The 24,889-nt window shown below is 51.7% G+C and carries 19 protein-coding genes, 5 pseudogenes and 1 riboswitch; of the genes and pseudogenes, 4 read left to right on the top strand and 20 right to left on the bottom strand.

Annotated elements, in window-relative coordinates:
• Nucleotides 1–4: 4 nt before the first annotated feature.
• The 3 genes from XI25_RS13885 to XI25_RS36290 form a co-directional block, all read right to left on the bottom strand.
• Complete coding sequence (locus tag XI25_RS13885; protein WP_235439871.1) at nucleotides 5–982, bottom strand: AAA family ATPase; 978 nt, start codon at nucleotides 980–982, stop codon at nucleotides 5–7.
• 141 nt (nucleotides 983–1,123) lie between these two features.
• A complete protein-coding gene (locus tag XI25_RS13880) occupies nucleotides 1,124–1,375 on the bottom strand; it encodes a hypothetical protein (protein ID WP_327204785.1) in 252 nt (83 codons plus the stop codon).
• Complete coding sequence (locus tag XI25_RS36290) at nucleotides 1,308–1,487, bottom strand: antibiotic biosynthesis monooxygenase family protein (protein ID WP_327204784.1); 180 nt, start codon at nucleotides 1,485–1,487, stop codon at nucleotides 1,308–1,310. The genes XI25_RS13880 and XI25_RS36290 overlap by 68 nt, the downstream gene beginning before the upstream one ends.
• A gap of 135 nt (nucleotides 1,488–1,622) precedes the next feature.
• On the opposite strand from XI25_RS36290, the gene XI25_RS13875 reads away from it, so the two are divergent.
• Nucleotides 1,623–1,922, top strand: coding sequence for a hypothetical protein (locus tag XI25_RS13875; protein WP_046679113.1), 300 nt, complete (start codon nucleotides 1,623–1,625; stop codon nucleotides 1,920–1,922).
• Nucleotides 1,923–2,010: 88 nt separating this feature from the next.
• On the opposite strand, the gene metE is transcribed toward XI25_RS13875, so the two are convergent.
• The 3 genes and pseudogenes from metE to XI25_RS13860 form a co-directional block, all read right to left on the bottom strand.
• Nucleotides 2,011–4,311 carry a 5-methyltetrahydropteroyltriglutamate--homocysteine S-methyltransferase gene (gene metE, locus XI25_RS13870; protein ID WP_046679112.1) on the bottom strand — a complete coding sequence of 767 codons (2,301 nt, stop codon included), beginning with the start codon at nucleotides 4,309–4,311 and terminating at the stop codon, nucleotides 2,011–2,013.
• Between the two features lie 158 nt (nucleotides 4,312–4,469).
• Nucleotides 4,470–4,665, bottom strand: a riboswitch (cobalamin riboswitch).
• A gap of 105 nt (nucleotides 4,666–4,770) precedes the next feature.
• Nucleotides 4,771–5,680 (bottom strand): annotated as a pseudogene (locus tag XI25_RS13865) (NAD(P)/FAD-dependent oxidoreductase).
• A gap of 170 nt (nucleotides 5,681–5,850) precedes the next feature.
• The gene (locus tag XI25_RS13860; RefSeq protein ID WP_046679111.1) at nucleotides 5,851–7,059 is read right to left on the bottom strand and encodes a chromate transporter; all 1,209 of its coding nucleotides are present in this window, start codon (nucleotides 7,057–7,059) and stop codon (nucleotides 5,851–5,853) included.
• 207 nt (nucleotides 7,060–7,266) lie between these two features.
• Between XI25_RS13860 and XI25_RS34645 the strand changes: the two are divergent.
• Nucleotides 7,267–7,524 (top strand): annotated as a pseudogene (locus tag XI25_RS34645) (hypothetical protein); the annotation flags it as partial.
• Between the two features lie 87 nt (nucleotides 7,525–7,611).
• On the opposite strand, the gene XI25_RS13855 reads toward XI25_RS34645, so the two are convergent.
• The 4 genes and pseudogenes from XI25_RS13855 to XI25_RS13835 form a co-directional block, all read right to left on the bottom strand.
• On the bottom strand, nucleotides 7,612–8,835 hold the full coding sequence (locus XI25_RS13855; protein WP_046679110.1) for a CynX/NimT family MFS transporter: 1,224 nt from the start codon (nucleotides 8,833–8,835) through the stop codon (nucleotides 7,612–7,614).
• Between the two features lie 268 nt (nucleotides 8,836–9,103).
• Nucleotides 9,104–9,898 (bottom strand): ABC transporter ATP-binding protein, encoded by a 795-nt coding sequence (locus XI25_RS13845; RefSeq protein WP_046679108.1) that lies wholly within the window; start codon nucleotides 9,896–9,898, stop codon nucleotides 9,104–9,106.
• Complete coding sequence (locus tag XI25_RS13840; RefSeq protein WP_046679107.1) at nucleotides 9,898–10,818, bottom strand: ABC transporter permease; 921 nt, start codon at nucleotides 10,816–10,818, stop codon at nucleotides 9,898–9,900. The genes XI25_RS13845 and XI25_RS13840 overlap by 1 nt, the downstream gene beginning before the upstream one ends.
• 58 nt (nucleotides 10,819–10,876) lie before the next feature.
• Nucleotides 10,877–11,912: pseudogene (locus XI25_RS13835) on the bottom strand (ABC transporter substrate-binding protein).
• Between the two features lie 298 nt (nucleotides 11,913–12,210).
• Between XI25_RS13835 and trhO the strand changes: the two are divergent.
• Nucleotides 12,211–13,104: an oxygen-dependent tRNA uridine(34) hydroxylase TrhO gene (gene trhO / locus XI25_RS13830; protein ID WP_046679106.1), complete on the top strand. Its 894-nt coding sequence runs from the start codon at nucleotides 12,211–12,213 to the stop codon at nucleotides 13,102–13,104.
• Nucleotides 13,105–13,194: 90 nt separating this feature from the next.
• On the opposite strand, the gene XI25_RS13825 is transcribed toward trhO, so the two are convergent.
• From XI25_RS13825 to XI25_RS13785, 10 genes and pseudogenes are all read right to left on the bottom strand, one after another.
• Nucleotides 13,195–13,443 (bottom strand): DUF1450 domain-containing protein, encoded by a 249-nt coding sequence (locus XI25_RS13825; RefSeq protein ID WP_046679105.1) that lies wholly within the window; start codon nucleotides 13,441–13,443, stop codon nucleotides 13,195–13,197.
• Nucleotides 13,444–13,526: 83 nt separating this feature from the next.
• Complete coding sequence (locus tag XI25_RS13820) at nucleotides 13,527–14,318, bottom strand: SDR family oxidoreductase (protein ID WP_046679104.1); 792 nt, start codon at nucleotides 14,316–14,318, stop codon at nucleotides 13,527–13,529.
• Nucleotides 14,319–14,533: 215 nt separating this feature from the next.
• On the bottom strand, nucleotides 14,534–15,007 hold the full coding sequence (tnpA, locus tag XI25_RS13815; protein ID WP_046679103.1) for an IS200/IS605 family transposase: 474 nt from the start codon (nucleotides 15,005–15,007) through the stop codon (nucleotides 14,534–14,536).
• A 191-nt stretch (nucleotides 15,008–15,198) separates the two neighbouring features.
• Nucleotides 15,199–16,280 (bottom strand): annotated as a pseudogene (locus tag XI25_RS13810) (lactonase family protein).
• Nucleotides 16,281–16,739: 459 nt separating this feature from the next.
• On the bottom strand, nucleotides 16,740–17,996 hold the full coding sequence (gene odhB, locus XI25_RS13805; protein WP_046679102.1) for a 2-oxoglutarate dehydrogenase complex dihydrolipoyllysine-residue succinyltransferase: 1,257 nt from the start codon (nucleotides 17,994–17,996) through the stop codon (nucleotides 16,740–16,742).
• 6 nt (nucleotides 17,997–18,002) lie between these two features.
• Entirely contained in the window at nucleotides 18,003–20,879 is a 2,877-nt protein-coding gene (locus tag XI25_RS13800) for a 2-oxoglutarate dehydrogenase E1 component (RefSeq protein WP_046679101.1), read from the bottom strand.
• A gap of 226 nt (nucleotides 20,880–21,105) precedes the next feature.
• A pseudogene (locus tag XI25_RS13795) lies at nucleotides 21,106–21,982 on the bottom strand (DUF72 domain-containing protein).
• Between the two features lie 216 nt (nucleotides 21,983–22,198).
• Complete coding sequence (locus tag XI25_RS13790) at nucleotides 22,199–22,981, bottom strand: Gfo/Idh/MocA family protein (RefSeq protein WP_235439870.1); 783 nt, start codon at nucleotides 22,979–22,981, stop codon at nucleotides 22,199–22,201.
• Nucleotides 22,982–23,102: 121 nt separating this feature from the next.
• Nucleotides 23,103–23,267: a hypothetical protein gene (locus XI25_RS33355; RefSeq protein WP_160308914.1), complete on the bottom strand. Its 165-nt coding sequence runs from the start codon at nucleotides 23,265–23,267 to the stop codon at nucleotides 23,103–23,105.
• A 232-nt stretch (nucleotides 23,268–23,499) separates the two neighbouring features.
• Nucleotides 23,500–24,042, bottom strand: coding sequence for a metallophosphoesterase family protein (locus XI25_RS13785; RefSeq protein WP_046679100.1), 543 nt, complete (start codon nucleotides 24,040–24,042; stop codon nucleotides 23,500–23,502).
• 192 nt (nucleotides 24,043–24,234) lie between these two features.
• Here XI25_RS13785 and XI25_RS13780 point away from each other — a divergent pair, with 192 nt between their 5' ends.
• The gene (locus XI25_RS13780; protein ID WP_046679099.1) at nucleotides 24,235–24,861 is read left to right on the top strand and encodes a LysE family translocator; all 627 of its coding nucleotides are present in this window, start codon (nucleotides 24,235–24,237) and stop codon (nucleotides 24,859–24,861) included.
• Nucleotides 24,862–24,889: the final 28 nt, after the last annotated feature.

Here is a 24,889-nt window from a genome sequence, read left to right as displayed (position 1 = left end):
CCTCCTAAAGCGCTGCCGTGCCTTCGGCGGGAACGGTTGTATCCCGGATAGCCCGGGCAATGACTTCTTCGGCGGCTCCCGCTCCCTCGCGCGTCCGGACCGTTCCCCGCAGCTGCAGCCGGTGCGCCCAGACAGGGGAGGCCAGCCGCTTGATGTCGTCAGGGGTGACGAAGTCCCTTCCCTGAAGGATGGCTTCAACCTGGACGGCCTTCAAAAGCGCCTGGCATCCCCTCGGACTGACGCCCGATGACACGACATCGTCTTTCCTTGTCCGTTCCGCGAGTTCAACCATATAGTTCAGCACCTCATCACTGACGTATACCCTTGCGGCAGCTTGTCTGGCCTGCAGGAGCTTCTCCGTCGGCGCGACTGCTTTCAGTTCCTTCAGCGGCTCATCATCCTTAAAACGCTTCAGGATGGTGACGCTCTCCTCCCTGCTCGGGTACCCCATGCTTAACCTGAACAGAAACCGATCAAGCTGAGCCTCCGGAAGCGGAAACGTTCCCTGCTGCTCCAGCGGGTTTTGCGTGGCGATGACCATGAACGGATTTTCCAGCGCATGGGTGACGCCATCGATGCTGATCTGGCGTTCTTCCATGCATTCAAGCAGGCTGGATTGGGTGCGCGGGGTGGCACGGTTTATTTCATCCGCGAGCAGAATATGCGTGAATAAGGGTCCCGGGCGGAAAGCAAACTCGGAAGATTTCGGATTGAAGTAATAGATTCCGCTCAGATCGGACGGCAAAAGGTCCGGCGTAAACTGTACTCTTTTAAACTCGCAATCCACAGACTTGGCGAGCGTTTTTGCCAGCAAGGTTTTCCCTGTTCCCGGCACGTCTTGCAGCAGGACATGTCCCGCCGTTACAAGGGCAATAAACAGTTTGTCGATCAGGTCTTCCTTTCCGACAATGACTTTGCAAACGTTTGTCCTAACCTGTCCGGCCAGCTCTCTGACAGCATTGTAATCGGTGATAGAAACCACTCCTCATCAAAAAAGATGCCCTTATCCCATTTCGGCATCCCCACCCGACAATCCTTGTTTTTTAGCGAAAATACGCATATACGGCTTCGTCGGCAGGCTCAATGGACGACAGCCGTTTCGGATTGAGACAGTCAGGCGTACTTAATCGTTAAGCTTTTCGGCGGTATGACTGTCGTCCTGCAAATATCGCGCCTCCGCCTGCTCTCTTCCCCCGACCCGGATGTCAATGTAATGTTTGACATCCGGCTGCGGATCGCAGAATGGCTGAAGCACCTCGAGCCACTGCTGATACTCGGGCGATTTCCGGAAGCCGACGGTGACATCCTTAATGGCGCTCCAGCGTACGAGCAGGATATACTCGTCTTTTATTTTCGACGCATTTGTACAGCTCATGCCCCAGATAGCCCCTCATTCCGGAAACGATGCCGTAGGCCGACCGAAAAGCGCTCTCGAACTCGTTGATCCGGCCGGGCTTGATATGCAGCGTTGCCGCTTCAAGAATCATGGACGTTCCCCCGCTTTCTATCGTATTCTTCCTTTTCGCCAAACTTCGGATTTAACGGGCCGCAACCCTTGTACTGCAATCATGTATATGCTGGTATAATGAGAAAGTATACTGAAACAAAAGGATGAGGCTTTCATGGCGTTCGGCATCACAAGACAGGAACTGAAGGAATGGCAGCGTTCGGTAGTCAGGGGAGAAATCGCTTATCTGACGCATTTCTGGTACGATCCGCGCTTCCCCCAGTTCCGAACGGTAACCAAGGTTGGCTGCAGCGATATTGTCCGGCTGAAGCGGTGGTGTCTGGAGCACGGGCTGGATCCGCAATACATCCACCACCGGAAGCCTTACCCCCACTTTGACCTGATGGGCCCGAAACAGGCGGAGCTTCTCCGTGCATTGAATCAAGAGGAACAAATTCTGCGTTTTAACCTTTAGCCGAACAAATGGGCGGCAAAAAAGAGACATTCTGTCAACGCTCAGCGTTCGCAGGATGTCTCTTTTTATTAAACAATGGAGCTCTTATCTAGTTCTTGGCGACAACCGCGCATTTCTCGCGGTAGATCTTTGCGGCTTTCACCATATTTTCCAGCGAGGCCACCGTTTCCTCCAAACCGCGAGTCTTCAAGCCGCAATCCGGGTTGATCCAGAACAGTTGGGGATCCAATACGGACAAAGCCCGGTCCATCATGCTGACCATTTCCTCCACGGAAGGAACGCGGGGGCTATGTATATCATACATGCCGAGCCCGATGCCCAGGTCGTAAGTATGGTCCTCGAAGTGAGAGATCAACTCCCCGTGCGACCTCGACGTTTCTATGGAGATCACATCCGCATCGAGCGCCCGGATGGAGTCGATAATGTCGTGAAATTCACAATAGCACATATGCGTATGAATTTGGGTCGTATCCCGGATCGTGGACGTGGCCAGCTTGAAAGCAAGCACGGCCTGTTCCAGATATCGTGCATGACGGTCCTTTTTAAGAGGGAGTCCTTCCCGCAAAGCAGGTTCGTCAACCTGGATCATCTCGATCCCGGCGGCTTCCAGCGCCTCTACCTCTTCCCGAAGGGCAAACGCGATCTGGAACGCTGCCGATTCGCGGGAAATATCGTCGCGGACAAAGGACCAGTTCAGAATGGTCAGCGGTCCAGTCAGCATTCCTTTAACCGGCTTGCCCGTCAACGACTGGGCATATACGGTCTCTTCCGTCGTCATGGGGGCGAGAAACTCGACATCCCCGAAAATAACCGGAGGTTTGACGCAGCGGGAGCCATAGGATTGAACCCATCCATGGGATGTAAACGCGAATCCGCCCAGCTTTTCGCCGAAAAACTCGACCATGTCCGTCCGCTCGAATTCGCCGTGGACAAGCACGTCAAGCCCGATGTTTTCCTGGATCGCGATCCATTTTCCGATTTCCTCCCGGATGAACTCCCGGTAACGCTCGGGGGACCATTCCCCTTTCCTCCAGAGCTGGCGGGCTTTCCGCACTTCGGCGGTTTGGGGGAAGCTGCCGATGGTCGTTGTCGGCAGCAAAGGCAGGCGCCATTTTTCCTGCTGTTTTTTCGATCGCTCCGCAAACGGGGAGATCCGTTTCGACGGCTCCTGATCCAGCTTGGCCATCCGATCCTGAACCTGCTGCCTGCTGCGCTGAGGAGATTGGTTCAGCCGGCTTACCGCCAGGCTCGCAGCCTCGAATTCCTGCCGAACGGCATTCTTGCCTTCAATGACGGCCCGCTGCAGCCATTTCACTTCGTTCAGCTTTTCCGCCGCAAAAGCCAGCGCATCATGCAGAACGGGATCCAGCTTATGCTCTGATGCAACCGTCACCGGAACGTGAAGCAAACTGCTGGACGGCTGAACGACGATGCGGTCCTGCGGCACATAAGCCGTCAGCCGTTCAATCAGGTCAAGCTGCCGGTTCAGGTCCGCCCTCCAGATGCCTCTCCCGTCGATGACTCCCGCTCCCAGTACTTTATCCTGAGGGAAACCGTGCTGCTGAAGTCCGGCCAGGTTGCCTTCCAAACCGTGGACAAAATCAAGACCGACGCCTTGAACCGGCAAAGAAACCACTCTGTCATAAAACTCGACCGAATCAAAATAGGTCTGGAGCATGATGTTCAATTCCGGGGCTTGTTCATGCAGCACGCTGTAGATACGTTCAACCCGCGCCATTTCGTCCTCGGTCATCGTGGCGACAAGCGAAGGTTCGTCCAGCTGAAGCCACTGCACTCCCTCCGCCTGCAGTTCTTGAAGTACCTGTACGTACAGCGGCAGCAATCGGTCCAGGATGCGGTCCACATTCCCGGCGTCATATCCCTTGGACAGCTTTACAAACGTGTACGGCCCTACGATAACGGGCTTGGCCTCGATGCCCGCTTCGCGCTTTGCTTCACGATAGGCTTCCAAAGGACGGTTAACGGTTAGCACGGGCTCGCCCTCGCCCAATTCCGGGACGATGTAATGGTAATTGGTGTTAAACCATTTCGTCATCTCGCAGGCGGAAGCGGTTTTGCTCCCCCGGGCCATGGCAAAATAGGTGGACAGCGACGCCCCATTGCCGCCGCTTTTGAACCGCTCGGGAATCAAACCAAACATGAAGGCCGTATCCAGCACGTGATCGTACAGGGTAAAATCGTTAACCGGAATCCAGTCGATCCCTTTCTCCTTCTGCGTTCTCAGATGCGATAGACGGATTAGCTTCATTTGTTCAAGAAGCTCCGCTTCCTCCAGCTTTCCGGCCCAATGGGCTTCCAATGCCTTTTTCCATTCCCGGTTCTCGCCAATGCGAGGATATCCCAGGTTACCGCTTTGAATATGATTCATTTCTTCCCCTCCATAATCAGTCTGACGGTTTCTATATCCCTCTCCGATGGACAAACACGAAAAGGGACACCTCCCCCTATAGACATAGGTAAAGATGCCCCGCATACTTTAAAATCGACGCGCCGCTTCTTAACACCTCCCTATCTCCCGTAGGTACAGCAGTGTTGTCAGAACAGGCAGGTCTCCTGGCTTCCGGGTCATCGTCTTGAGGCCGTCTTCCCGATCCATCGGATCAGTGACATGTCAAAGCCCTAAACTCTTCCGTTACAGTGGCGGGACCGCGCCGGTATTTCACCGGACTTCCCTTTTAAGCAGAGATCGTAAAACCCCCGCACCTGTTCCCACATCATTCAATTAAAAAAAATCACATTATAGTCGCCTATAATTTAGATCATCATAATACACCGTGTCGAATAACGCAATCCTAATTTTATGTTTTCCGATCATTTTTGTTGGGATTTACCTGCCGAACGTTTTTTTTAATGCCTTATTAATCCATATCGCGGCTGTAGCGCCATCCCCCATGGCTACGGTGGCGAGTTCGGAGTGAACGCCTAAGTCCCCGGCCACCCAAACGTTTTTGAATGTTTGTCATTTTCGTCCTTGGATCGGCTTTTACATGCCGGTTGTGTTCAATTTCCGCTCCCAGCTGTACCGCAAGCTCCGAATGGACCTGGTTGCCGCCAAAAGAAATAAACCCCCGTTCCGCCGGCAGGACCGATCCGTCTCCCAGGCTGACCCCCTGGATCAGACCATCTTCCTTCAAAAGAATCCGGGCAATGCTTTTGTCCACATAGGTTATTCCCCTGGTTTCCATTTCTTCCATCCGTCCCGGATCAACAGGCGTCTGTTCGTGATTCACGTAAGTAATGTCCGGCGTACGGTCCCGCAGCAGAATCGCCATGTCCGCCCCCGGGTTGCCCGCGCCCATCACGATGGTTTTCCGGTCCTGCACCTCGTACCCGTCACAATCGGGGCATACATAGACCGTCCTTCCGAGAGTCGGAACCAGCCCCGGAATGTCGGGAAAACGGTCGGTCAACCCCGTCGCGAGCAGTAGCATTCTCCCCTCATACAACTTGCCGCTTTCGCCGGATAGTACAAAACCGTCCTTTATGGTCTCGGCTTTAACGATCGTATCCCGTCGAAAGGTCACGCCGAAGCTCTCAGCCTGGCCCCGCCCGCGATTCCTCAATTCTTCGCCGGGTATCCCCCCGGGCCATCCCAAAATATTATGATAGCTCCGGCATAAGGTTGAACGTCCGGTTCCCTTATCGATCACCACGACATTATACGCACTGTACCTTCCAAGCTGAATGGCCGCCTGCAAGCCGGCGATCCCCCCGCCCACAATGATGCAATCAAACATTAATGTTCACTTCCTCTTATCCGGAGTTATTGACTTTTGGTTTTCCCAAGCCGCCTGTCACCCTATACATTAAACAAAACCCGCCTTTTTTACTCCTTGCCGAATCAAGGATGAACAAAAAAACCTTGGCGCATGTTCGCCAAAGCTTTGGATAAATCCCCGTATTTTCGCTAGAACAGAAGCTGTCCCGCAATAGCTCCGGCCAATACCACCGCCCAGGGCGGAAGCTTCCAGATCGCGAGCATCACAAACAAAACGGCGGCCAGTGCAAAATCCAAAGGGGTATGGACGGAGGAAGTCCATATCGGGTCATATAAAGCAGCAAACAGAATACCTACCACCGCCGCATTCATTCCTGCGATAGCCCCTTGAAGGGCTTTATTTCCCGTGAGTCCGCTCCAAAATGGCATGGCCCCGGCAACCAGAAGAAATCCCGGGAGAAAAATCGCCAAAATCGCCAATACTGCTCCGGGAATACCTTGAATCAGCACGCCGAGATAAGCTGCAAAAGTAAACAAGGGGCCCGGTACCGCCTGCGTCGCTCCGTATCCGGCTACAAAATCCTCATGGCTGATCCAGCCTTTCGCGACCGTCTCCGTCTCCAGCAGCGGCAAAACCACATGTCCTCCCCCGAACACAAGCGACCCGGTCCGGTAAAAGCTGTCGATGAGCGAAATCCATGGATTGCCGCCGGTCCATTCGGTTAACAGCGGCAGCCCTGCAAGCAGAACCGCAAAAAGAGCAAGACAAGCAAAACCTGTACGCCGTCCGATAAGAGGCTTATCTTCGATCGCTGGCGTTTCCTTCTCCTCACGGAACAGCAGCCATCCCGCCATTCCGGATGCGGCGATGGATGCAGCCTGAACCCACGGGGTTTGCCAAAGCAGAACAAGAGCCATGCAGCCGACAGCCATGCCGGCCCTTACCCGTCCAGATGCAAGTTTGTTTCCCATGCCGAGCACAGCTTGGGCCACGACGGCTACGGCAACCAATTTCAAGCCTTGTACGAAACCCTGGGCCGAGGCATCAACCCCCCGTAATATGTAAGCAAAAGCGATGAGAAGCAGAACGGACGGAAGCGTAAATCCGAGCCATGCCACCAAACCACCGATCATTCCCGCCCGCCGGATCCCGATGCCGATGCCTACTTGGCTGCTGGCGGGACCGGGCAAAAACTGGCATAGAGCGACCAGTTCCGCGTAAGTTCGCTCGTCCATCCATTTTTTTCGTTTCACATAGGTATCGTGAAAATACCCCAAATGCGCGACCGGTCCGCCAAAAGAAGTTGCTCCAAGCTTCAACGCCGTCCACCAAACCTCATTCAGCAGCCGCAGCCGATTGGGTCGGGACTGACTGTTTACTTCGACTTTTCCGTTCACAGGCTGTTATGACCTCCTGTCCGTTAAATTCAAATGTCTGTAATTGTATTTTACCCGTTTATTATTAACCCGGTGTAAACATGGCTTTATTTACGAATGCATCTATAAAATGAATGATCCTTGAGCCCGGGGGAAAACTTAAAAAAGTACTAATTAAATGGTACCTTAAAGCTATGCAGGAGGAAAACAAGATGAGCACACCGTTCAAAAAAAGAAAACCGCGACAAATACACCGATGTCTCAACGGTAGAGTCACAGCGCAACGACCTGGTTGCCGAGGAATTCCCGGAAGGGCCTTACGGTTCCAGCCTTGAGTCGTCTCTCGGCAAGAGCAGTCCCTGGAGAGCCGATCAACGCCCGCCGAACCGGTTTGATTATGAAAACAGATCTCTGCATAAGGATTGGAGCAGGGATCACGCCGGAGCCGATGAATCCATCCAGACGGATATGGAGCAAGACTCTTGACGTATCGATACAAAAAGAATCCCCGCAAATTCAGGAACGGGGATTCTTTAATCTGTTCAGTTCTCCCAAAAAAAGGTCGCGTGCATTTTATGCCTTCTTCTCGGCACCTGAGGATACATACCCCGGCTTAGCCGCCCCCATGCCAAAAAAGAAGAGCAGGACCACGACACCGGACAAGATGAGAAGCGATGTCTTCCATCCGCCGGTGAAATCATGCATGTAACCGATCAGCATCGGTCCGACGGCCGCCAGAAGATAACCCAGCGACTGCGCCATGCCGGATAACGCGGCGGCTTCATGTACCGTGCGCGTTCGCAGCGTAAAGAACATCAGCGACAGACTGAAGTTGGCCCCGCCCGAGATCCCGACCAGCATCACCCACAACAGATTTAAAGATTGCAGACCGGAGAACAGTCCGACATATCCCGTAAACATGCATAAAGCGGATAAGAACACAAGCAGACGCTGATTGGGTCTGCGTCCGGCCAGCACGGGAATAATGAATGAAAACGGAAGACTGACGAATTGCAGTATGGAGAGCATCCATCCAGCCGAGCTGTAATCGAGCCCCTGGCTGTGAAGGATTTCGGGAAGCCAGGAAATATTGCAGTAAAAAGTAAAGGACTGCAGACCCATAAACAAGGTGATATTCCAAGCCATGCGGGAGCGAATCAAGCTCTGCCCTTTCACCGCAGACGTTGACCCGCTTACCTCGGCACGCTGTTTACGCTGCACCGTCCAGACCAGGATCGCCAATACCGACAGCGCCGACCAGACCGCAAGGGACCCCTGCCATCCCAAACCTGCCTGAACGGCCAGAGGTATGCTGATTCCGGACGCAACAGCGGCCAGCAAATTCATGGACATGGAATAGGTTCCCGTCAATAAGCCAATGCTTCGGGGAAAATCCCGCTTGATCAAACTTGGAAGCAGGACGTTCCCTACGGCGATGGCGGAACCGAGCAGAGCCGTTCCAAGCATAAGCGTCCACGGGGACGAAACCGACCGGATCCAGATGCCTGCGGTTAACACGACCATGCTGAGCAGGAGTGCCGATTCGATGCCGAATCTCCGGGCAAAACCCGGCGCCAGCGGGGACAATATGGCAAACGCCAGAAGCGGAAGGGTCGTCAGCATTCCGGCCAGCGCATTGGAAATACCCGTATCCTCGCGAATCATCCCGATTAAAGGACCGACGGAAGTAATCCCGGCCCGCAAATTTACGGCTATTAAAATGACTCCCGCGAAGATCAGCCATTTTTGAGCGGTACGCTGCCCATCTTTCTCTAGTGTTGTTTGCGTCGAAGCCATTTTTTGTAAACTCCTCACTATGTAACAATATGTAAAAATAAACTTATCATACTTTGAAGCTTTACGGCAACCGCTCTTATGCTTCGAAAAACCTCAACGAATCCATCCGATTCTCTTTCATAGGCAAGTTCTCTTCAAGATTCGATGCAATTCGCCAGGGGTGTGATTGGAACGAAAGCGGAAAAAACGGAAGAAACCGCATCATATCGATGCGGTTTGCGAAATACCGGTATTACTGGCTGGAAAGCCGGCATTCGAAAAACAAATCCTAGCCAAGCATCAACCGGTCATCGGACAGCTTATGTCCGCTGATTTGTTCAAATTCGCCGAGCAGCTGCTCGACGGTGAGATGTTTTTTGCGTTCTTCGCTTACGTCGAGGATGATCCACCCCTTGTCCATCATGATAAGGCGGTTGCCGAGACGGATCGCCTGCTCCATGTTGTGGGTAACCATCAACGTGGTCAGTTTCAGCTCGCGGACGATCTCCTCCGTCAGGCGAGTGATTAATTCGGCACGAGCCGGATCAAGGGCCGCCGTATGTTCGTCCAGCAGCAGGATCTGAGGCTTCGTAAACGTCGCCATCAGCAGGCTAAGCGCTTGGCGTTCACCGCCGGACAACATGCCTACTTTGGCGCGCAGCCGGTTTTCCAGCCCGATGCCGAGACGGGTCAGCTGTTCACGGAACATCTTGCGTTTGACGGCGGTTACCCCAATGCTTAATCCCCGCGAGGCACCGCGACGGTAAGCCATCGCCAGATTCTCCTCGATCGTCATATGGGGAGCCGTTCCCGCCATCGGATCCTGGAATACCCTGCCGATCCACCGGCTGCGCCGGTATTCCGGAAGGTGACCGATGGAATTGCCGTCAATGCTGACCTCCCCGGCATCCGGCTTCATGACGCCGGAGATGATATTCATTAAGGTGGACTTTCCCGCCCCGTTGCTTCCGATAACGGTAACGAAATCTCCCGGCTTGAGATGAAGATTTACCCCTGTCAACGCAATTTTTTCATCCACGGTACCCGGATTGAACAGCTTGGACACATGGTTCATGTTCAGCATTATACCGCACCTCCCTCGGTCTTTCCGTCCCCGGCCAAAATTTGCGCGGAACGCTTCCGTGCCATGGATTGCTGCTTCAGGGTCCTGCGGATGGTCGGCACAACGAGGGCGACGATCACGATCACGGCGGTGATCAATTTCAGGTCAGAGGCTTCAAACCATTTAACCTCGTAGGCAATCGCCACGACGATCCGGTAAATGATGGAGCCGAGAACGACCGCAAGCGTGGTTCTGAATACCGTTCCCGTTCCAAGGATAGCCTCTCCGATGATGACGGAAGCAAGCCCGATAACAATCATTCCGATCCCGGAGCTGATATCCGCAAAGCTGGACTGCTGGGCCACAAACGCACCTGATAGCGCAACCAAACCATTGGAGATGCTCAGCCCCAGAACCGTCGTAATATCGGTGTTCACCCCAAAACTTCGGATCATCCGTTTGTTGTCGCCTGTAGCCCGAAGGGACAGCCCCAAGTCCGTCCGGAAGAAAGCATCCAGAAGCAGCTTGCCGGCAATAACGATGATGGCTATGATCACGATGGGATCCAGCGTTGAAAACACCGTGTTCTCTCCGCTGAGCGAGACATTGGGCTTGCCGAGGATCCGCATATTGATGGAGTGCAAAGCAATCATCATGATAATCCCGGATAAGAGTCCGTTAATCTTGCCCTTCGTGTGGAGCAAGCCTGTGCAGATCCCGGCAAGCATGCCCCCTCCAAATGCCGCCAGGGTTGCGATCCAGGGGGATGCCCCATCCGTAATCAATACGGCTGCGATGGCCCCGCCTGTAGTGAAGCTGCCGTCAACGGTCAAATCCGGGAAGTCAAGGATACGGAACGTAATATAGACGCCGAGCGCCATGAGTGCGTACAACAGACCCAATTCAATCGGGCCATCCAATTTGCTTATGAAATCAAACATGCTCAAGACCTCCTCTAAGATTAAGCAAGGCGCGGGCAATCCTGTCCGCGCCTTGCCGTTATTCGATGATGTTGTTGTCCGGGTCTTTGACTTCCTGCTTCATGGCGTCCGTTACTTCGATTCCGTAATCGGCTGCAGCCTTGGCATTCAGGATCAAGTCCAATTTATCCGGAATCGTGATTTTCATGTCCGCCGGATTCTTCCCGTTCTTCAACACATCAACCGCCATTTGGCCCACCTGGTAACCGTGGTCGAAGTATTTGAAACCGACGGTTGCGAATGCGCCTTTTTCCACCGTATCCCGGTCGCTGGAGAAGAATGGCAGTTTGTTGGCTTTAGCCGTCTGGATAACCGCGTCCACGCCGCTGACAACGATATTATCCAGCGTGATATAGAAGGCATCTACCTTGCCGACAAGCGATTCGGCAGCCTGCTTCACCTCGGATGTGTTGGTTACCGGAGCTTTGATAAGCTCAATGCCGTACTCCTTCAGTGCTTCTTCAGCCGTCTTGGACATCACGACGGCATTGGCTTCGCCTTCGTTAATAATGATGCCGACTTTTTTTGACATTCGGAAAATGCGTGCTGACAAACTTCATCAGCTGTTTGGTTGCTTCGGGGTTCGTATCGGAGGCACCGGATACGTTACCGCCTGGTTTTTCGAGATTCGAAACCAGCTTTGCATCCAGCGGATCGGTAACCGCCGCAAAGAGTACCGGCTTCTCCGTCACATTGTCTTTTACCGTCAGTGCGGAAGGGGTTGCAATGGCGATGACCAGATCCGCTTTCGTATCCTTCAGCTTTTGGCCGATGCTCAGGTTGTTGGTAGGGTCGCCCTGGGCATTGCTGTAATCCAACTCCAGATTATCGCCCTCCGTAATCCCTCCGTCTTTGAGTGCGGCCATGATCCCTTCTCTCGTAGCGTCCAAGGAAGGGTGCTCAACGTATTGCGAGATCGCAATCGAGTAAGACTTCTTATCCGTGTCCCCTCCCGAACCGTTGGAAGGGCTTCCCTCTTCAGGCTTGTTGCCGCATCCGGCCGATGCCAGGAGCAAAGCCGACAAAGTCAATGACAACCACATGTTCTTTTTCAATCCGATAACCCCTCTCTTTAACAACCCATTGATTAAACGACACAAAGCGACACCGCATTGACGCTTTTATCGATAAAAGCGTCAAGTCAAAAAAAAATAGATTTGAACAACGGTTTATTATGCATATTTTTATATGTACGATGCGGTTCGCGTCAATTGGGATTTTTCTCTTCCTTTGCTTGTAAACTTTCTATACATTTCAGTTGACTAAGTAACGTAAATTCACTACACTTTTATAAGTACTTCCTAAGTATAAGCAGGCCTTTCAAAAATCCATAAAATAGAACAGGTGATATATATGACGAAACAACTTCCATATCAAATTTTGCTTTATTATAAATTCGTTCCCATCCCGGATCCCGAGGCGTTCCAAAGCGAACATTTGCAGTATTGCAAGGACCTGGGACTGAAGGGCCGGATCCTCGTTGCCTCGGAAGGCATTAACGGTACCGTGTCCGGCACGGTAGAACAGACTGAAGAGTACATGCGCCATATGAAAGCCAATCCGTTGTTTGCGGACATGGTATTTAAAATCGACCCCTCCGAAGGGCATGCATTTCGCAAAATGTTTGTGCGGCACCGGAAAGAACTCGTAACCTTCCGCGTAGACGAAGAGCTGGACCCCAACATTATCAGCGGGAAACGATTGTCGCCAAAAGAATTTTATGAAACACTTCAGCAGGATGACGTTATCGTTCTGGACGGAAGAACGGATTATGAATATGATCTCGGCCACTTCAGAAACGCGATCCGTCCGGATGTGGATTCATTCCGGGAATTTCCGGAGTGGATTCGCGAAAATATGAGCCAGTACAAAGATAAAACCATTCTAACGTACTGCACGGGCGGAATCCGCTGCGAAAAGCTGACCGGCTTCATGCTAAAAGAAGGCTTTAAGGATGTCGCCCAGCTGGAAGGCGGGATTGTAACCTACGGTAAAGATCCAGAGGTACAGGGGCGTCTTTTCGACGGCAAATGTTACGTGTTTGATGAGCGCATTTCCGTGCAAATCAACCGAACCGATGAAGATATCGTGGTTGGAAAATGCCATCACTGCGGCAAGCCTGCCGACCGGTACATTAACTGTGCCAACGACGCTTGCCATCTGCAGCATATCTGCTGCGATCAATGCGAAGAGCTTCATCACGGATTTTGTTCCGAAACCTGCGAAGAGACCGTAGCAGCCGGTTAATCCGCGTCCCTAGCAAGACTAAAATCTATATAAAAGGCATGCCGCGATACGCGGCATGCCTTTTAATATGGTAACATCATCATCCGACGATTAATTTTCATGATAAATGGCCAGCTCGGATTCAATGGCGGCCTTGATGTTCTCGATGCATTCCTCGGTAGTTTTACCGAAAACCCGTTTCCCGTTAACCAGTGCGTAGGGACGCAGCTTGCACAAACCGCAAAGGTTCATACAATCCGCGCGAAGCACGGCAATCTCAGGGTAAAGCTCCTCCAGATGTTCGAGATCCAAGGCACTCATCAAATTGCTGTCGCAAATTTCCACTACAACGATACCCATGTCTGATCACCTGAATTATTTTTTTGAAAACATGTTCATTTATTATGAAGAATTCAGGCGTGTTTGTCAAACGCATGCAAAGCTTAATGAAGGAGCGATTCCGCTCCATCAATGTATACTTCCGTACCGGTGATATGGGACGAGTCATCGGAGGCAAGGAACAGCACCAACTGAGCCACCTGGGACGGCTTCCCCGGCCCCTCGGCCAAAGGCTGGTCGCCTTCGGGATATTCAATGGGGATCCGGACTTCTTCAAGCTCGGGCCTTTCGTCGGTGGAATCATCGATATTCGTGGCGATCGCCCCCGGACAAATGGCATTGACGCGGATTTTGAATTGGGCCAGCTCCAATGCCGCCATCTTCATAAACGCGACCTGTCCGGCTTTGGTTGTGCTGTAAGCGGAAAATCCAAAACTGGTATATACGCGGTTTCCGTTGATGGAACTCGTGATGATAATGCTTCCGCCATTTTTCTTCAGGTAGGGGATCGCATACTTGACCGTTGCAAAGGTTCCCCTTAGATTGGTGTTGATCGTTCGGTCCCAATCCTCAATCTCCATCGTTTCAATCGGCGCCTTCGTTCCGTTGATGCCGGCGTTCGCGAACACGATGTCGATCTTTCCCCACCTGTCGGCAGCCTGCCTGAAACACTCGGTCAACGATTCCGGCTTCGAGATATCGCAGTTCCCTGCCAGCGCTTCGCCGCCTCCCCGCTCGATTTGAGCCTTCACTTTCTCAACGCGCTCGCGTTCAATATCGATAAGCAGCAGCTTCGCTCCGTGTTTTGCCATAAGAAGGGCAGCGGCACGACCAATTCCCGAACCAGCTCCCGTAACAATCGCAACTTTTCCGTCCAAACGCTTCTCTGATGGCATTGGCAACCCTCCTTGATTAGTTAGCATGATAATACATACCCTAACCGTTCGGGTTCTGAATCGAAGAAGAATCAATCAGAACCACCCGTCCAACGGGTGGTTTACACTTGGGGTATAACCCCCTGTTGCCAAACTGCGCCTAAAGACGCTAGCCTGACCTCAAATCTGTTCAGGCTCAGTGTTATTTGTCACTTCCACTTACCAGTTAAACTGGTTTATTTCTTTTTGCTACTTTTACCACTGAATGGATCTTTATACTCTTTTACACTCAGCTTATCTATTGCTTGATCATGTGCTTCTTGCTCGCGAATATACTTAGCGACGGTTGCTTCATTTAATCCTACTGTGCTTACATAATAGCCTTCCGCCCAAAATTTTCGATTCCCGTACTTATACTTTAATTGGGCATGCTTCTCAAAGATCATTAGCGCACTTTTCCCCTTCAGATATCCCATGAATGTTGATACAGCTATTTTAGGAGGTATTGCTACCAGCATGTGCACATGATCTGGCATCATATGACCTTCTATGATTTCCACTCCCTTATATTTACATAGACGCTTGAAGATCTCGATCAAGTCTCTTCTCACTTGATTATATATTTCTTTACGTCTATACTTCGGGGTGAACACGATGTGATATTTGCACATCCACTTCGTGTGAGCTAAGCTATAATTCTTGTTTGCCATTAAGACCATTCCTTCCGTTGAGCCTGAACATCTCAATGTTATCGGAATGGTCTTATTGGTGTAACCCTTGATCCCTCCACCCGCATAGCAGGTGGTTTTATGTTTCGCACGCTTCGCGTGCTCAACTGGCTAAAGCCTAAAAAAGAAGCTCTGCCGTGAGGCAGAGCTTTCGACTTTGAAATACCTTCGACCTAAATCTCGAATACTGCGGGTTTTACGCATACCGGCTTGGATTGCCGAACCGTTTGACCGGTAAACCGAAGCGTTCCGTCTTCCGAGTGAACTTCATACAGCACCAGATTGTTGCCATCCCGGTTTGCCACGACCATAAAACGGTCCCCCGGCATCAGGGAGAAATGGCGCGGATGGCCTCCCTCCGTGGAAACATACTGGACTGGAGCAAGCTCACCGGAACTTTGGTCGACGGAAAAGACGGCGATGCTGTCATGTCCGCGGTTCGAACCGTAAACCGTGCGTCCGTCTCCCGATACCGCGATCTCGGCACAGTAGCTCTCCCCTTCGAAATCTGCCGGCAGCGTTGATACCGTTTGAATCGTTTCCAGACGTCCATCTTCGGGAAGATAGCGAAAAGCCGTTATGGTCGATTTTAATTCATTGATGACGTAGGCATATTTTCCGTTTGGATGAAACGCGAGGTGACGGGGGCCCGACCCCGGCTCGATAACCGTTTCTCCATTGAACTCAAGTTTCCGCCCGTTTTTGTTGATGCGATAGGATATGATTTTGTCCAAACCCAAGTCCTGGACGAATATGTACTGGCCATCCGGGCTGAAAAAGGCCGAATGCGCTCTCGGCTGCTGGTCGGATGCTGTCTTGTATCCCTCATGGCTCTGTTCGTCCAGAAGCTGGTCGGCCACGCCTTCCCGGTTTAGCGAAATAAGATCGACCAATCCTCCGTGGTAACTCGTCACGATCAGGAATTGATCTTCGGGATCCCGCTGAATATGGCAGGTCGAACTGCTGCTTCCCTGAACGCGTGACAGTTCCTTTAATTTGCCCGTCGACGGTCGATTTCAAAAGTAACGACTTCTCCCGATTTACGGCCGTTATCGGAGGTTTCGCCGATCGCGTAAAGACGGTTGTTTTGGGTATCCACATTTAAAAATGTCGGATTCTTTATGCCGGATTGTTGATCCAACAGCTCCATGTCTCCCGTTTGCCGGTCAAATGAATAAACGCAAATCCCGTTCTCCTGGCTTTCCGCATAAGAGCCCGTAAAAACGAATGTCCGATTTTCCGATGATACCTTCAATGATATTACTCTCCTTTCAACAGCCGTCCTGTCGGAAGGCTTATGCCTTTCTATCCATGTTACACTCACGCCACGGAGGAATCAACCTAACCCTTATAGCACACGAATTGTTTGTTCTTCTTGTCGTAAGGGTATGTACTACTATACCGAACTTATAAAGGAGGAATTCCAATGACACAGCCATCCGGAGATGAGGTTAGAAACAAACAAGATACCAAAAAACGACTCCAAGGAGCAAAGGGATAAGGCAAAGAAAGGGCAGGATATCGAGCCTCAGGCCGAAGAATGGAACCCTCGCAGCTCCTCTGAGACCGATAAGAAAGACCAATCCGGCTCTTAAACTCTTAAACCCTCTTTTTAAACGCAGACTTATAACTTGCAACCTAAAAAGACCGTCCCCAACAGCCAAGCGCTCCAACTCCGGGGACGGTCTTATCATTGCATATTTAAATACCTGAATTAGCCTTCCAACAACAGCGATTCCGGATCCTCCAGCAGTTCTTTGACCGTGACCAGGAAACGAACGGCTTCCGCTCCGTCCACGATCCGGTGATCATAGGACAGGGCAATATACATCATCGGACGGTTTTCGGAACGCTCGGCGTCAATGGCAACCGGGCGAAGCTGGATCTTGTGCATTCCCAGAATGCCTACCTGCGGCGTATTCAGGATCGGCGTGGAAAGGAGCGAGCCGAACACGCCGCCGTTGGTAATCGTAAAGGTTCCTCCCTGCAGCTCGGACAGAGACAGCGTGTTGCTGCGTGCTTTATTGGCCAGATCGACGATTTCTTTCTCGATCTCCGCAAAGCCAAGCCGGTCGGCATCTCTAACTACCGGCACGACCAAGCCTTCTTTAGCCGATACGGCGATTCCGATATCGTAGAATTTTTTCACGATGATATCCTCGCCGTCAATTTCAGCGTTCAGAAGCGGGAACCGTTTCAAGGCACCTACAACGGCTTTCGTGAAGAAAGACATAAATCCGAGACTGACATCATGCTTTTCCTTAAAAGCGTCTTTGCGGCGCTTGCGGACATCCAGAATGGCAGTCATGTCGACCTCGTTAAACGTGGTCAGCATCGCGGCGGTATGCTGCGCTTCGACCAAGCGGTTCGCGATCGTCTGACGGCGGCGTGACATCCGCTGGCGTTCAACGGGCTTGCCGATGCTGTCCGCAGATGCGGCCGGAGCCGCGGAACGCTGTTCCGGCTTGCCCGCGGCGGCAGGTTTGGCGCTTTCGGCAGAATGATTCTTCACATCATCATGATAGATACGACCGATCGGGTCGCGGCCCTGTACCTGATCCAGATCAATCCCGCGCTCGCGCGCCAGTTTACGGGCGGATGGAGAAGCTGTTGGCGTTGATCCGTCTGCGCTCTCTGCCGCCGGTTTAGGCGGCTCGGGCGCAGCTTTCGTCTCCGCTTGAACAGGCGCCGGAGCTTCTTCGCCCTTCGTTGGCGCAGGCTCACTCCCTACGCCTTCTTCCGGGGAAATCTGACCGATGACTTCACCGATCGTGACATTGTCCCCTTCCTGGCAAAGGATTTTTTGAACAACACCGCTTGCCTCCGCACTGATTTCCAGATTGACCTTATCCGTTTCTAACTCGAGCAACACATCACCGATATTAACGCTATCCCCTTCTTTGACATGCCATTTGAATATCGTTCCTTCGGTGATGGATTCGCCCATAGCTGGTACAGTTATTTCGTTCACAGCCGCTTACCTCCCCAATGAGATATGTTGATTTATAGTTTTCCGATTCAGGGCAAAAGAAATGATGGTCTGCTGCTCGTACAGGTGTACGTCCTGGTATCCGCTTGCCGGGCTGGAACGCTCCGGACGGCCGCTGTAGCAAACCTCGGTTCCCTTCGGCGCAATTTCGCGAATCCGCGGCTCCATGTAACTCCAGCCGCCCATATTTTGAGGCTCTTCCTGAACCCACAAGATTTCTTTCAAATTCGGATACTGCTTCATAATCCGGGCGATTTCTTCTTTAGGGAACGGGTAGAGCTGCTCTACGCGCACAATGTGAAGCCAGGAATGATCCTCATCCTTCTGCTTCTCCAAAGCCTCTTCCAAATCCACCGCCACTTTACCGGAGCAAAGTACAAGGCGTTCCACGTTTTTAGGCGTTTGCCCCAGGCCCGGCTGCTCCAGCACCTCTTGGAAGGAGCCTTGGCTGAATGCCGTAACCGGCGAGGCGACGCGCGGATTACGGATCAGGCTCTTCGGAGCCATCAGCACGAGCGGACGCGCATCCTCTGTATTCATGATGGATGCCTGACGGCGAAGCAGATGGAAATACTGGGCTGCACTTGTCAGGTTAGCAACCGTCCAGTTGTCTTCTCCGGCGAGCTGCAGGAATCTCTCGAGTCTGGCGCTTGAATGCTCGGGTCCCTGTCCTTCATAACCGTGCGGAAGGAGCATGACCAAGCTTGATTTTTGTCTCCATTTGGAGCTGCCCGACGTAATGAATTGGTCAATGATGACCTGGGCGCAGTTTGTAAAGTCACCGTATTGAGCCTCCCAAATGACAAGCGTTTCCGGCGAATATACGTTATAACCGTATTCGAAGCCAAGCACGGAGGCCTCGGACAACGGGCTGTTATGAATCGCGAACGAGGCTTTTGCCTGCGGCAGACGATGCAGCGGGCAGAAGGTTGAGCCGTTTACCGAATCATGAAGAACAAGATTTCGGTGTGCAAACGTCGCGCGTTCCGCATCTTGCCCGGTGATCCGGATCGGCTTGCCATCCGCAAGGATCGAAGCAAACGCCAACGTCTCGGCATGACCCCAATCCACCTTCTGGCCATCTTCCAGCGCGGCGCTGCGGCGCTCAAGAATCCGTTGAAGTTTCGGATATACGGTGAAATCCTTCGGCCAGTTCAGAAGCGCGGTATTGATCGCCCGAAGCTGATCCACGGGAATGCTGGTTTTCGCCTTTACCTTCCGGTTATCTCCGGACGGCTTAAGGTTCAACAGCACATGGTCCGAGGATTCCTTCGATTTTACGCTTTCGTAAGCATCCTTCAGGCCGTTTTGGACTTTGGACTTCAGCTCGTCGGCTTCCGTCTGATTCAATACCTTCGCATCCACCAGTTTCTTCATATAAAGATTCGCCACGGTCGGATGCTGTTTCACTTTTTGGTAGATCAAAGGCTGGGTCGTTTCCGGATCGTCCGTCTCGTTGTGACCGTATCTGCGGTATCCTACGAGATCGATCAGGATGTCCTTTTTAAACCGATTGCGGTATTCGCTGGCCAGACGTGCAGCGTAGATGCAAGCTTCCGGATCATCAGCATTGACGTGGATAATCGGGATCTCGTATCCCTTGGCCAAGTCGCTCGCATAATGAGTAGAACGGGAATCCTTGCCTTCCGTCGTAAACCCGATACGGTTGTTCACGATCACGTGAATCGTTCCTCCGTTGCGGAAGCCCGGAAGTTTGTTGAAATTCAGCGTTTCCGCGACGATGCCTTCGCCAGGGAATGCCGAATCGCCATGGATCAAAATCGTTGCAGCCTTGTTGACGTCCTGTTCCGGGTATCCCGGCTTGCTGCGGTCTTCCTGCGCCGCACGCGCAAAACCTTCGACCACCGGATTGACGAACTCCAGATGGCTCGGGTTGTTCGCAAGCGTAATGCGCATTTCGTGAGCATCGGCTTCCTTTACGAAACGGTCGGCGCCAAGATGGTATTTCACATCCCCCGTCCAGCCATAATTGATGCCCATCGATCCCTCGGAAGGAACCAGATGTTTGTTCGGCGAATGAAGGAATTCCGAAAAAATCTTGCTGTAGGACTTGCCCAGCACATGGGCAAGCACATTCAGACGACCGCGATGGGCCATGCCCATCAGGACGGAGCTTACATTCTCGTGTGCCATCTCACGGACGATTTCGTCCAGCATCGGAACAAGGGCGTCGTTGCCCTCAATCGAGAAACGCTTCGCTCCGACAAAAGTCCGGTGCAAAAATTCCTCGAACTGTTCCGCTTCAAGCAGGCGTTTCAGCAGATGCTTGCGTTCATCGTTGTTCAGCCGGGTCTGATGAATCACGGACTCGGCCTGGCTGTTCAGCCAGTTACGCTCCTCTTCTTCGTGCACATGGCTAAACTCATAGGCAATCGTTCCTGTATATATTTGATACAGCCGCTGGATTGCCTCCCATCCGTTCTTGACATCTCCGGGAGCTTCCTCCCAGACGATCTCTGCAGGCAGGGCCGCCAAATCCGCTTGGCTGAGATTATACGTTTCCGGTTGAAGAAGACGGGTGTCCACTTCGGTTCCGATACCAATCGGGTCAATGTCTGCTGCCAAATGGCCGTAAGTTCTGATGTTCCACACCAGTTTGCCGGCATCTACGCTTTTCTTCAGTAAATTGCGGTCAATCGTACCCCCGGATACGTGCGTATCCGCTTTCTTTTCTTCGTTTGGCAAAGATGGAGGAGATCCCCAGCTGGCAAACAGTTCACGGAATGCCGGCTCCACGGATTGCGGATCTTTCAAAAACATTTCATACTGGTCTTGAATGTACCCTAAGTTCGGACCGTGATATTTTTGCCATGGTCCTTCTGCCATTCTGTCAAGGGTCTTCATCGCTGACTCCCTCCGTCAGATTATTTTGATAGTTCATGGACGGAAATTCTTTTACAGCCCCATTATAATACACTTAACCACCAGACCGAAAATAGCCTTTTTATATAATAATGATCTCATAAACAGATGAATTTACGTCAAATTCGTGACGTTTTCACTCATTTTTGAGCATCAAAGGCCAATTTTCTTACATTTATAGGATAACCATCCATATTTCTAGACATTTTTACCACTCCAATTGCCTGACAGCCTGGGGACCGGTTTCCATATCCAGCAGTTGAAGCAATTGTTTGGCATTCGCTGCAGCGTCCCCTCCGGAATTATTATTGAAGATAAGCCAGCATTCCCTCGTGGATTGGAGCAGCTTAAACAGGTTTTCCTTCCATTCTTCCAGCTCCTCGCGGCTGTATCGGTACAAATACCGGACCTCGCGCCAGTTCTCTTGTCCACTGGCATGCCAGCCGGCTGCATCCCGTCCGTGAAGGCGAATCATCGTAGCGTGCTCCTGCGTCGGTTCCAGTACGAGCGGAATGGAGCCGGGGCCGGCCTGCGGCTCGTCTGCGATACTGTGAATCCAGCCTTCTTCCTGCATGAATCGAAGCGTTTTTTTCCCTATACTCCGGCGTGAACCAGCTGCGGTTCCTAAATTCCAGGGCTACCGGAAATTCGTCCATCCATTCCCTGGTTACTTTCAGGATATCCACGTGTTTCCTCTCGCAGTCAAACCAAGGAGGATATTGGAACAAAACGGTTCTTAATTTTCCGTCCTTTTTCAGCACCTCAACCGAATCTTTAAAAGCCTGGAACATCGTTTTGGTGTCGGAGTAAGGTTTTTTGGCCCTGGAATGCCCGGTCATCCCCTGATAGGCCTTCACGATAAAGCCGAAACCATCCGGCGTCTGGGAGCTCCATTTAAGCATTCTTTCCGGCGAAGGAATGCCGTAAAACGTATTGTCCATCTCAATGATCGGGAAGTGTCTGGTATACGCGCGCAGTTTTTCCCCGGCCTTCGTACCCTTTTCATAGAGCTCATCATGATCTCCCCAGCCGGACAGACCGATTTGAATACGCCCTTCCCTCGTTTCTTCTATACCCATGGCCATCCTCTCCAACGTTAAGGATTAACATTTTATCTGTCTTTCATTAATTAACCCGTTCTCGCCCCATTCAAAAGTCATCTTCCCCACGGTTCGGCCCCTTGTTCCTCCGCCAGCTTTACGATCCGTTCGCAGAGGCGGTGCGTTTCCAGCGCTTCGCTCATGGAAGGATATGGGTCTTTCAACCCGGATGCGCTTTGCAAAAAATGACGTATGATATCCTCAAACCCCCGACGCTTCAGGACGGGCACCCAATCCCCGAATTTGCGCAGCTTTTCTTCCCCCTGCACAAGGTGGATCGTCGAATTCAGGTCGCGGACCATCACTTTTTTGTCCTGTGCCGATGACCTCAAGCCGCTCCTCGGTCAAGCCGCTGTCCCGGTTCATAAGACCGATCGATGTGAATCCTTGCCCCTCCAGCTTCAAAAGAACTTGATAAAGCAGCCCGTCCTTAACCAGAGCCGAAACGGAAACATCCCGGATCTGTCCGGGAGACAGAAAGGACAGGGTATCCGCCACGTGAATAAAGTCGTCAAAAATAAAACGTCTGGCATAATCCGGATGGCGCACCCGGTTTTTCTCCATATAAATGTAACTCCGTTCTTTCACGGAGGTAAGTTCGGACACCATGGGCGAATACCGGCGATTGAACCCGGTCATCAGCACGCAGCCTTTTTCCCGGGCCAGCTCGGTCAGCCTTAAGGTTTCCTCATAGGCGTAAGCAATCGGCTTGTCCACATAAACGTGGATTCCAGCATTCAGCAATGGTTCGATGACGGCGGGATGGGACTCTGTCGCCGTGTGCACGAATACCGCATTTACGCCTTTTCCGATTAACTCATCGAGTGTTTGGACCCCTTCCGTTATACGATATCGGGCTTTTACGCCCTCCAAAACGGATGTGTTTCGGGTACAAAGTACCCAATCTACTCCCTCCATCCCCGCCATTATCGGAAGATAAGCTTTCTGGGCGATATCGCCAAGCCCCATAACTCCTACTCTCATTGCATTGCCCCCTATACATGGATTACCGATCACCCTGTATTATAAAACACGTAGCAACCAAAACAAAAAAAACATGCCCCTCTTACGGGACATGTTTTTCAATAAAGCATCCTTCAAAAAGCTACAAATCATCGTTTTTGCCGGGGACCACCATGATATGATCCCATATAAATTTCTTTTCCTGCTCGTTAAATGTCGTTTTTTCGATTAAGGAATGAATGCGTTCTTCCAGATGACCAACAAGTGCCAAAAACCGTTCCAAATCCGGCAGCTGTTCTGTTGCCATGCGTTTTCCCCGCTTTCCGCATTACTGAGTGAGTCCGGGATGATGAATCAAATCCATTCATAGTTTACGACTTACAGTACCAGCATACACGAAATTCGTTAACGAAGCATCAAGCGAACGTGAAATTTCACTTCTCTTAAGAAAAAMCGTCTATCGACGTACTTTCTCAGAAGACAGACCGCATATAGCGGAAGTTTTTTCTTGCGAGATAAGGATGGCAAACCTCTGGAGTTTATACTTTCTTATCTCTAAAAAAAACGTGCCTTGCTTCTAATCTTCCATCTTCAATCTCCAAAACCCCATAAGAATACAGCGGTTGCCTCCGCTTGTCTGTCGGTGATCCGGGATTGAACAACAGCGTCTCCCCGACGTGCTTGATCAGCGGAATGTGGGAGTGCCCGAAAATAATGCAGTCCGCCTTCTGTCCCTCAAAAGCTTTCAAAGCGCGGCTTTCCGTTGTCCCTCTCGTTCCATGCCCGTGAACAATGCCTATCCGCAAGCCCCCGATCTCGAATAATTCGGTCGATCCGAAGTGTTCCTTGATTCTCCCGGAGTCGGCGTTTCCGGTTACGCCCTTCACCAGGGCGATTTCCTTTAGCGCCTCGTAAACGGACCAATCCGACCAGTCGCCGGCATGGAGGATGTAATCCGAATGGGCCAATCCCTTGAGCAGCTCCGCAGGCAGCGCTTTCGCCATCCGGGGCATGTGCGTGTCCGAGAGTACGCCGATCTTGTATTTTTTTCGCCACCGTTCACCCTCCTTAGCTTCTATCATACAAGCTTTAACCGAGACGGCAAAATTTCTGTTTGCACGTTCAATCCACAAAAAAAACCGAGCCTGACGGCACGGATTCATTTTAAACAATAGGATATTTCAGCAATACGGCATGGCCACGGATTACGCTGAATATAATGTGTACGAGCTCCTTGCAGCTCGAGCTATTCCTTCGGATGGGAGAGAATAACCATGAGCCTATTTTTAAGCTATATCATTTTGGGTTTGTCATTATCCGCCCCGGTCGGGCCGATTAACGCCGCTCAACTGGACAAGGGCCTGAAGAAAGGATTTTGGCATGCCTGGCTGTTCGGACTGGGTGCGGTAACCGCGGATATCCTGTATATGGTCCTCGTATATTTGGGTGTCGTACACTTTCTGAGCACTCCTTTCATGCAAACCTTTCTATGGCTCTTCGGTGCATTTGTCCTGATCTACACGGGGATCGAAAGTGTCATCAGCGCCGGTAAAGTAACGGTCAGTTCGGATAAAAAAGACGATTCCTTGCTGTCCTCCATGATGTCCGGATTCTTGATGTCGCTTTCCAATCCCATGACCATTTTGTTTTGGCTCGGCATATACGGTTCCGTCTTGGTTAAGACGGCTGCGGATTACGGAACCGGGGATCTTTTATTATATAGCGCCGCTGTCATATTCGGCGTTTTGCTATGGGATTTCGCCATGGCCGGCATGGCCAGCACCTTCCGAAAATTCCTCAGTCATCGCGGGATCGCATTCATTTCGGTCATTTCAGGACTTTCCTTGATCGGCTTCGGGATTTATTTTGGCCTTAGGGCCATAAAGTTATTGTTTTTCTGAAAAAAAAACATCCGTTGTCTCGTGGTAA

This window comes from Paenibacillus sp. DMB20 (assembly GCF_000987955.1).
Taxonomy (GTDB): Bacteria; Bacillota; Bacilli; order Paenibacillales; family Paenibacillaceae; genus Paenibacillus_AQ.
The sequence above is the reverse complement of the archived record's forward strand: the minus strand, read 5'-3'. Positions and strand labels throughout refer to the sequence as shown.

Coding starts and splice junctions, on each gene's coding strand:
- XI25_RS13820 (WP_046679104.1), bottom strand. CDS start 14,318: ATGCCATCAGAGAAGCGTTTGGACGGAAAAGTTGCGATTGTTACGGGA.
- XI25_RS13825 (WP_046679105.1), bottom strand. CDS start 13,443: ATGGGTATCGTTGTAGTGGAAATTTGCGACAGCAATTTGATGAGTGCC.
- XI25_RS13880 (WP_327204785.1), bottom strand. CDS start 1,375: ATGAGCTGTACAAATGCGTCGAAAATAAAAGACGAGTATATCCTGCTC.
- XI25_RS13790 (WP_235439870.1), bottom strand. CDS start 22,981: ATGAGAGTAGGAGTTATGGGGCTTGGCGATATCGCCCAGAAAGCTTAT.
- XI25_RS13875 (WP_046679113.1), top strand. CDS start 1,623: ATGGCGTTCGGCATCACAAGACAGGAACTGAAGGAATGGCAGCGTTCG.
- XI25_RS36290 (WP_327204784.1), bottom strand. CDS start 1,487: ATGATTCTTGAAGCGGCAACGCTGCATATCAAGCCCGGCCGGATCAAC.
- XI25_RS13780 (WP_046679099.1), top strand. CDS start 24,235: ATGAGCCTATTTTTAAGCTATATCATTTTGGGTTTGTCATTATCCGCC.
- metE (WP_046679112.1), bottom strand. CDS start 4,311: ATGAATCATATTCAAAGCGGTAACCTGGGATATCCTCGCATTGGCGAG.
- XI25_RS13785 (WP_046679100.1), bottom strand. CDS start 24,042: ATGATAGAAGCTAAGGAGGGTGAACGGTGGCGAAAAAAATACAAGATC.
- XI25_RS13800 (WP_046679101.1), bottom strand. CDS start 20,879: ATGAAGACCCTTGACAGAATGGCAGAAGGACCATGGCAAAAATATCAC.
- XI25_RS33355 (WP_160308914.1), bottom strand. CDS start 23,267: ATGGCAACAGAACAGCTGCCGGATTTGGAACGGTTTTTGGCACTTGTT.
- XI25_RS13845 (WP_046679108.1), bottom strand. CDS start 9,898: ATGCTGAACATGAACCATGTGTCCAAGCTGTTCAATCCGGGTACCGTG.
- trhO (WP_046679106.1), top strand. CDS start 12,211: ATGACGAAACAACTTCCATATCAAATTTTGCTTTATTATAAATTCGTT.
- tnpA (WP_046679103.1), bottom strand. CDS start 15,007: ATGGCAAACAAGAATTATAGCTTAGCTCACACGAAGTGGATGTGCAAA.
- XI25_RS13840 (WP_046679107.1), bottom strand. CDS start 10,818: ATGTTTGATTTCATAAGCAAATTGGATGGCCCGATTGAATTGGGTCTG.
- XI25_RS13855 (WP_046679110.1), bottom strand. CDS start 8,835: ATGGCTTCGACGCAAACAACACTAGAGAAAGATGGGCAGCGTACCGCT.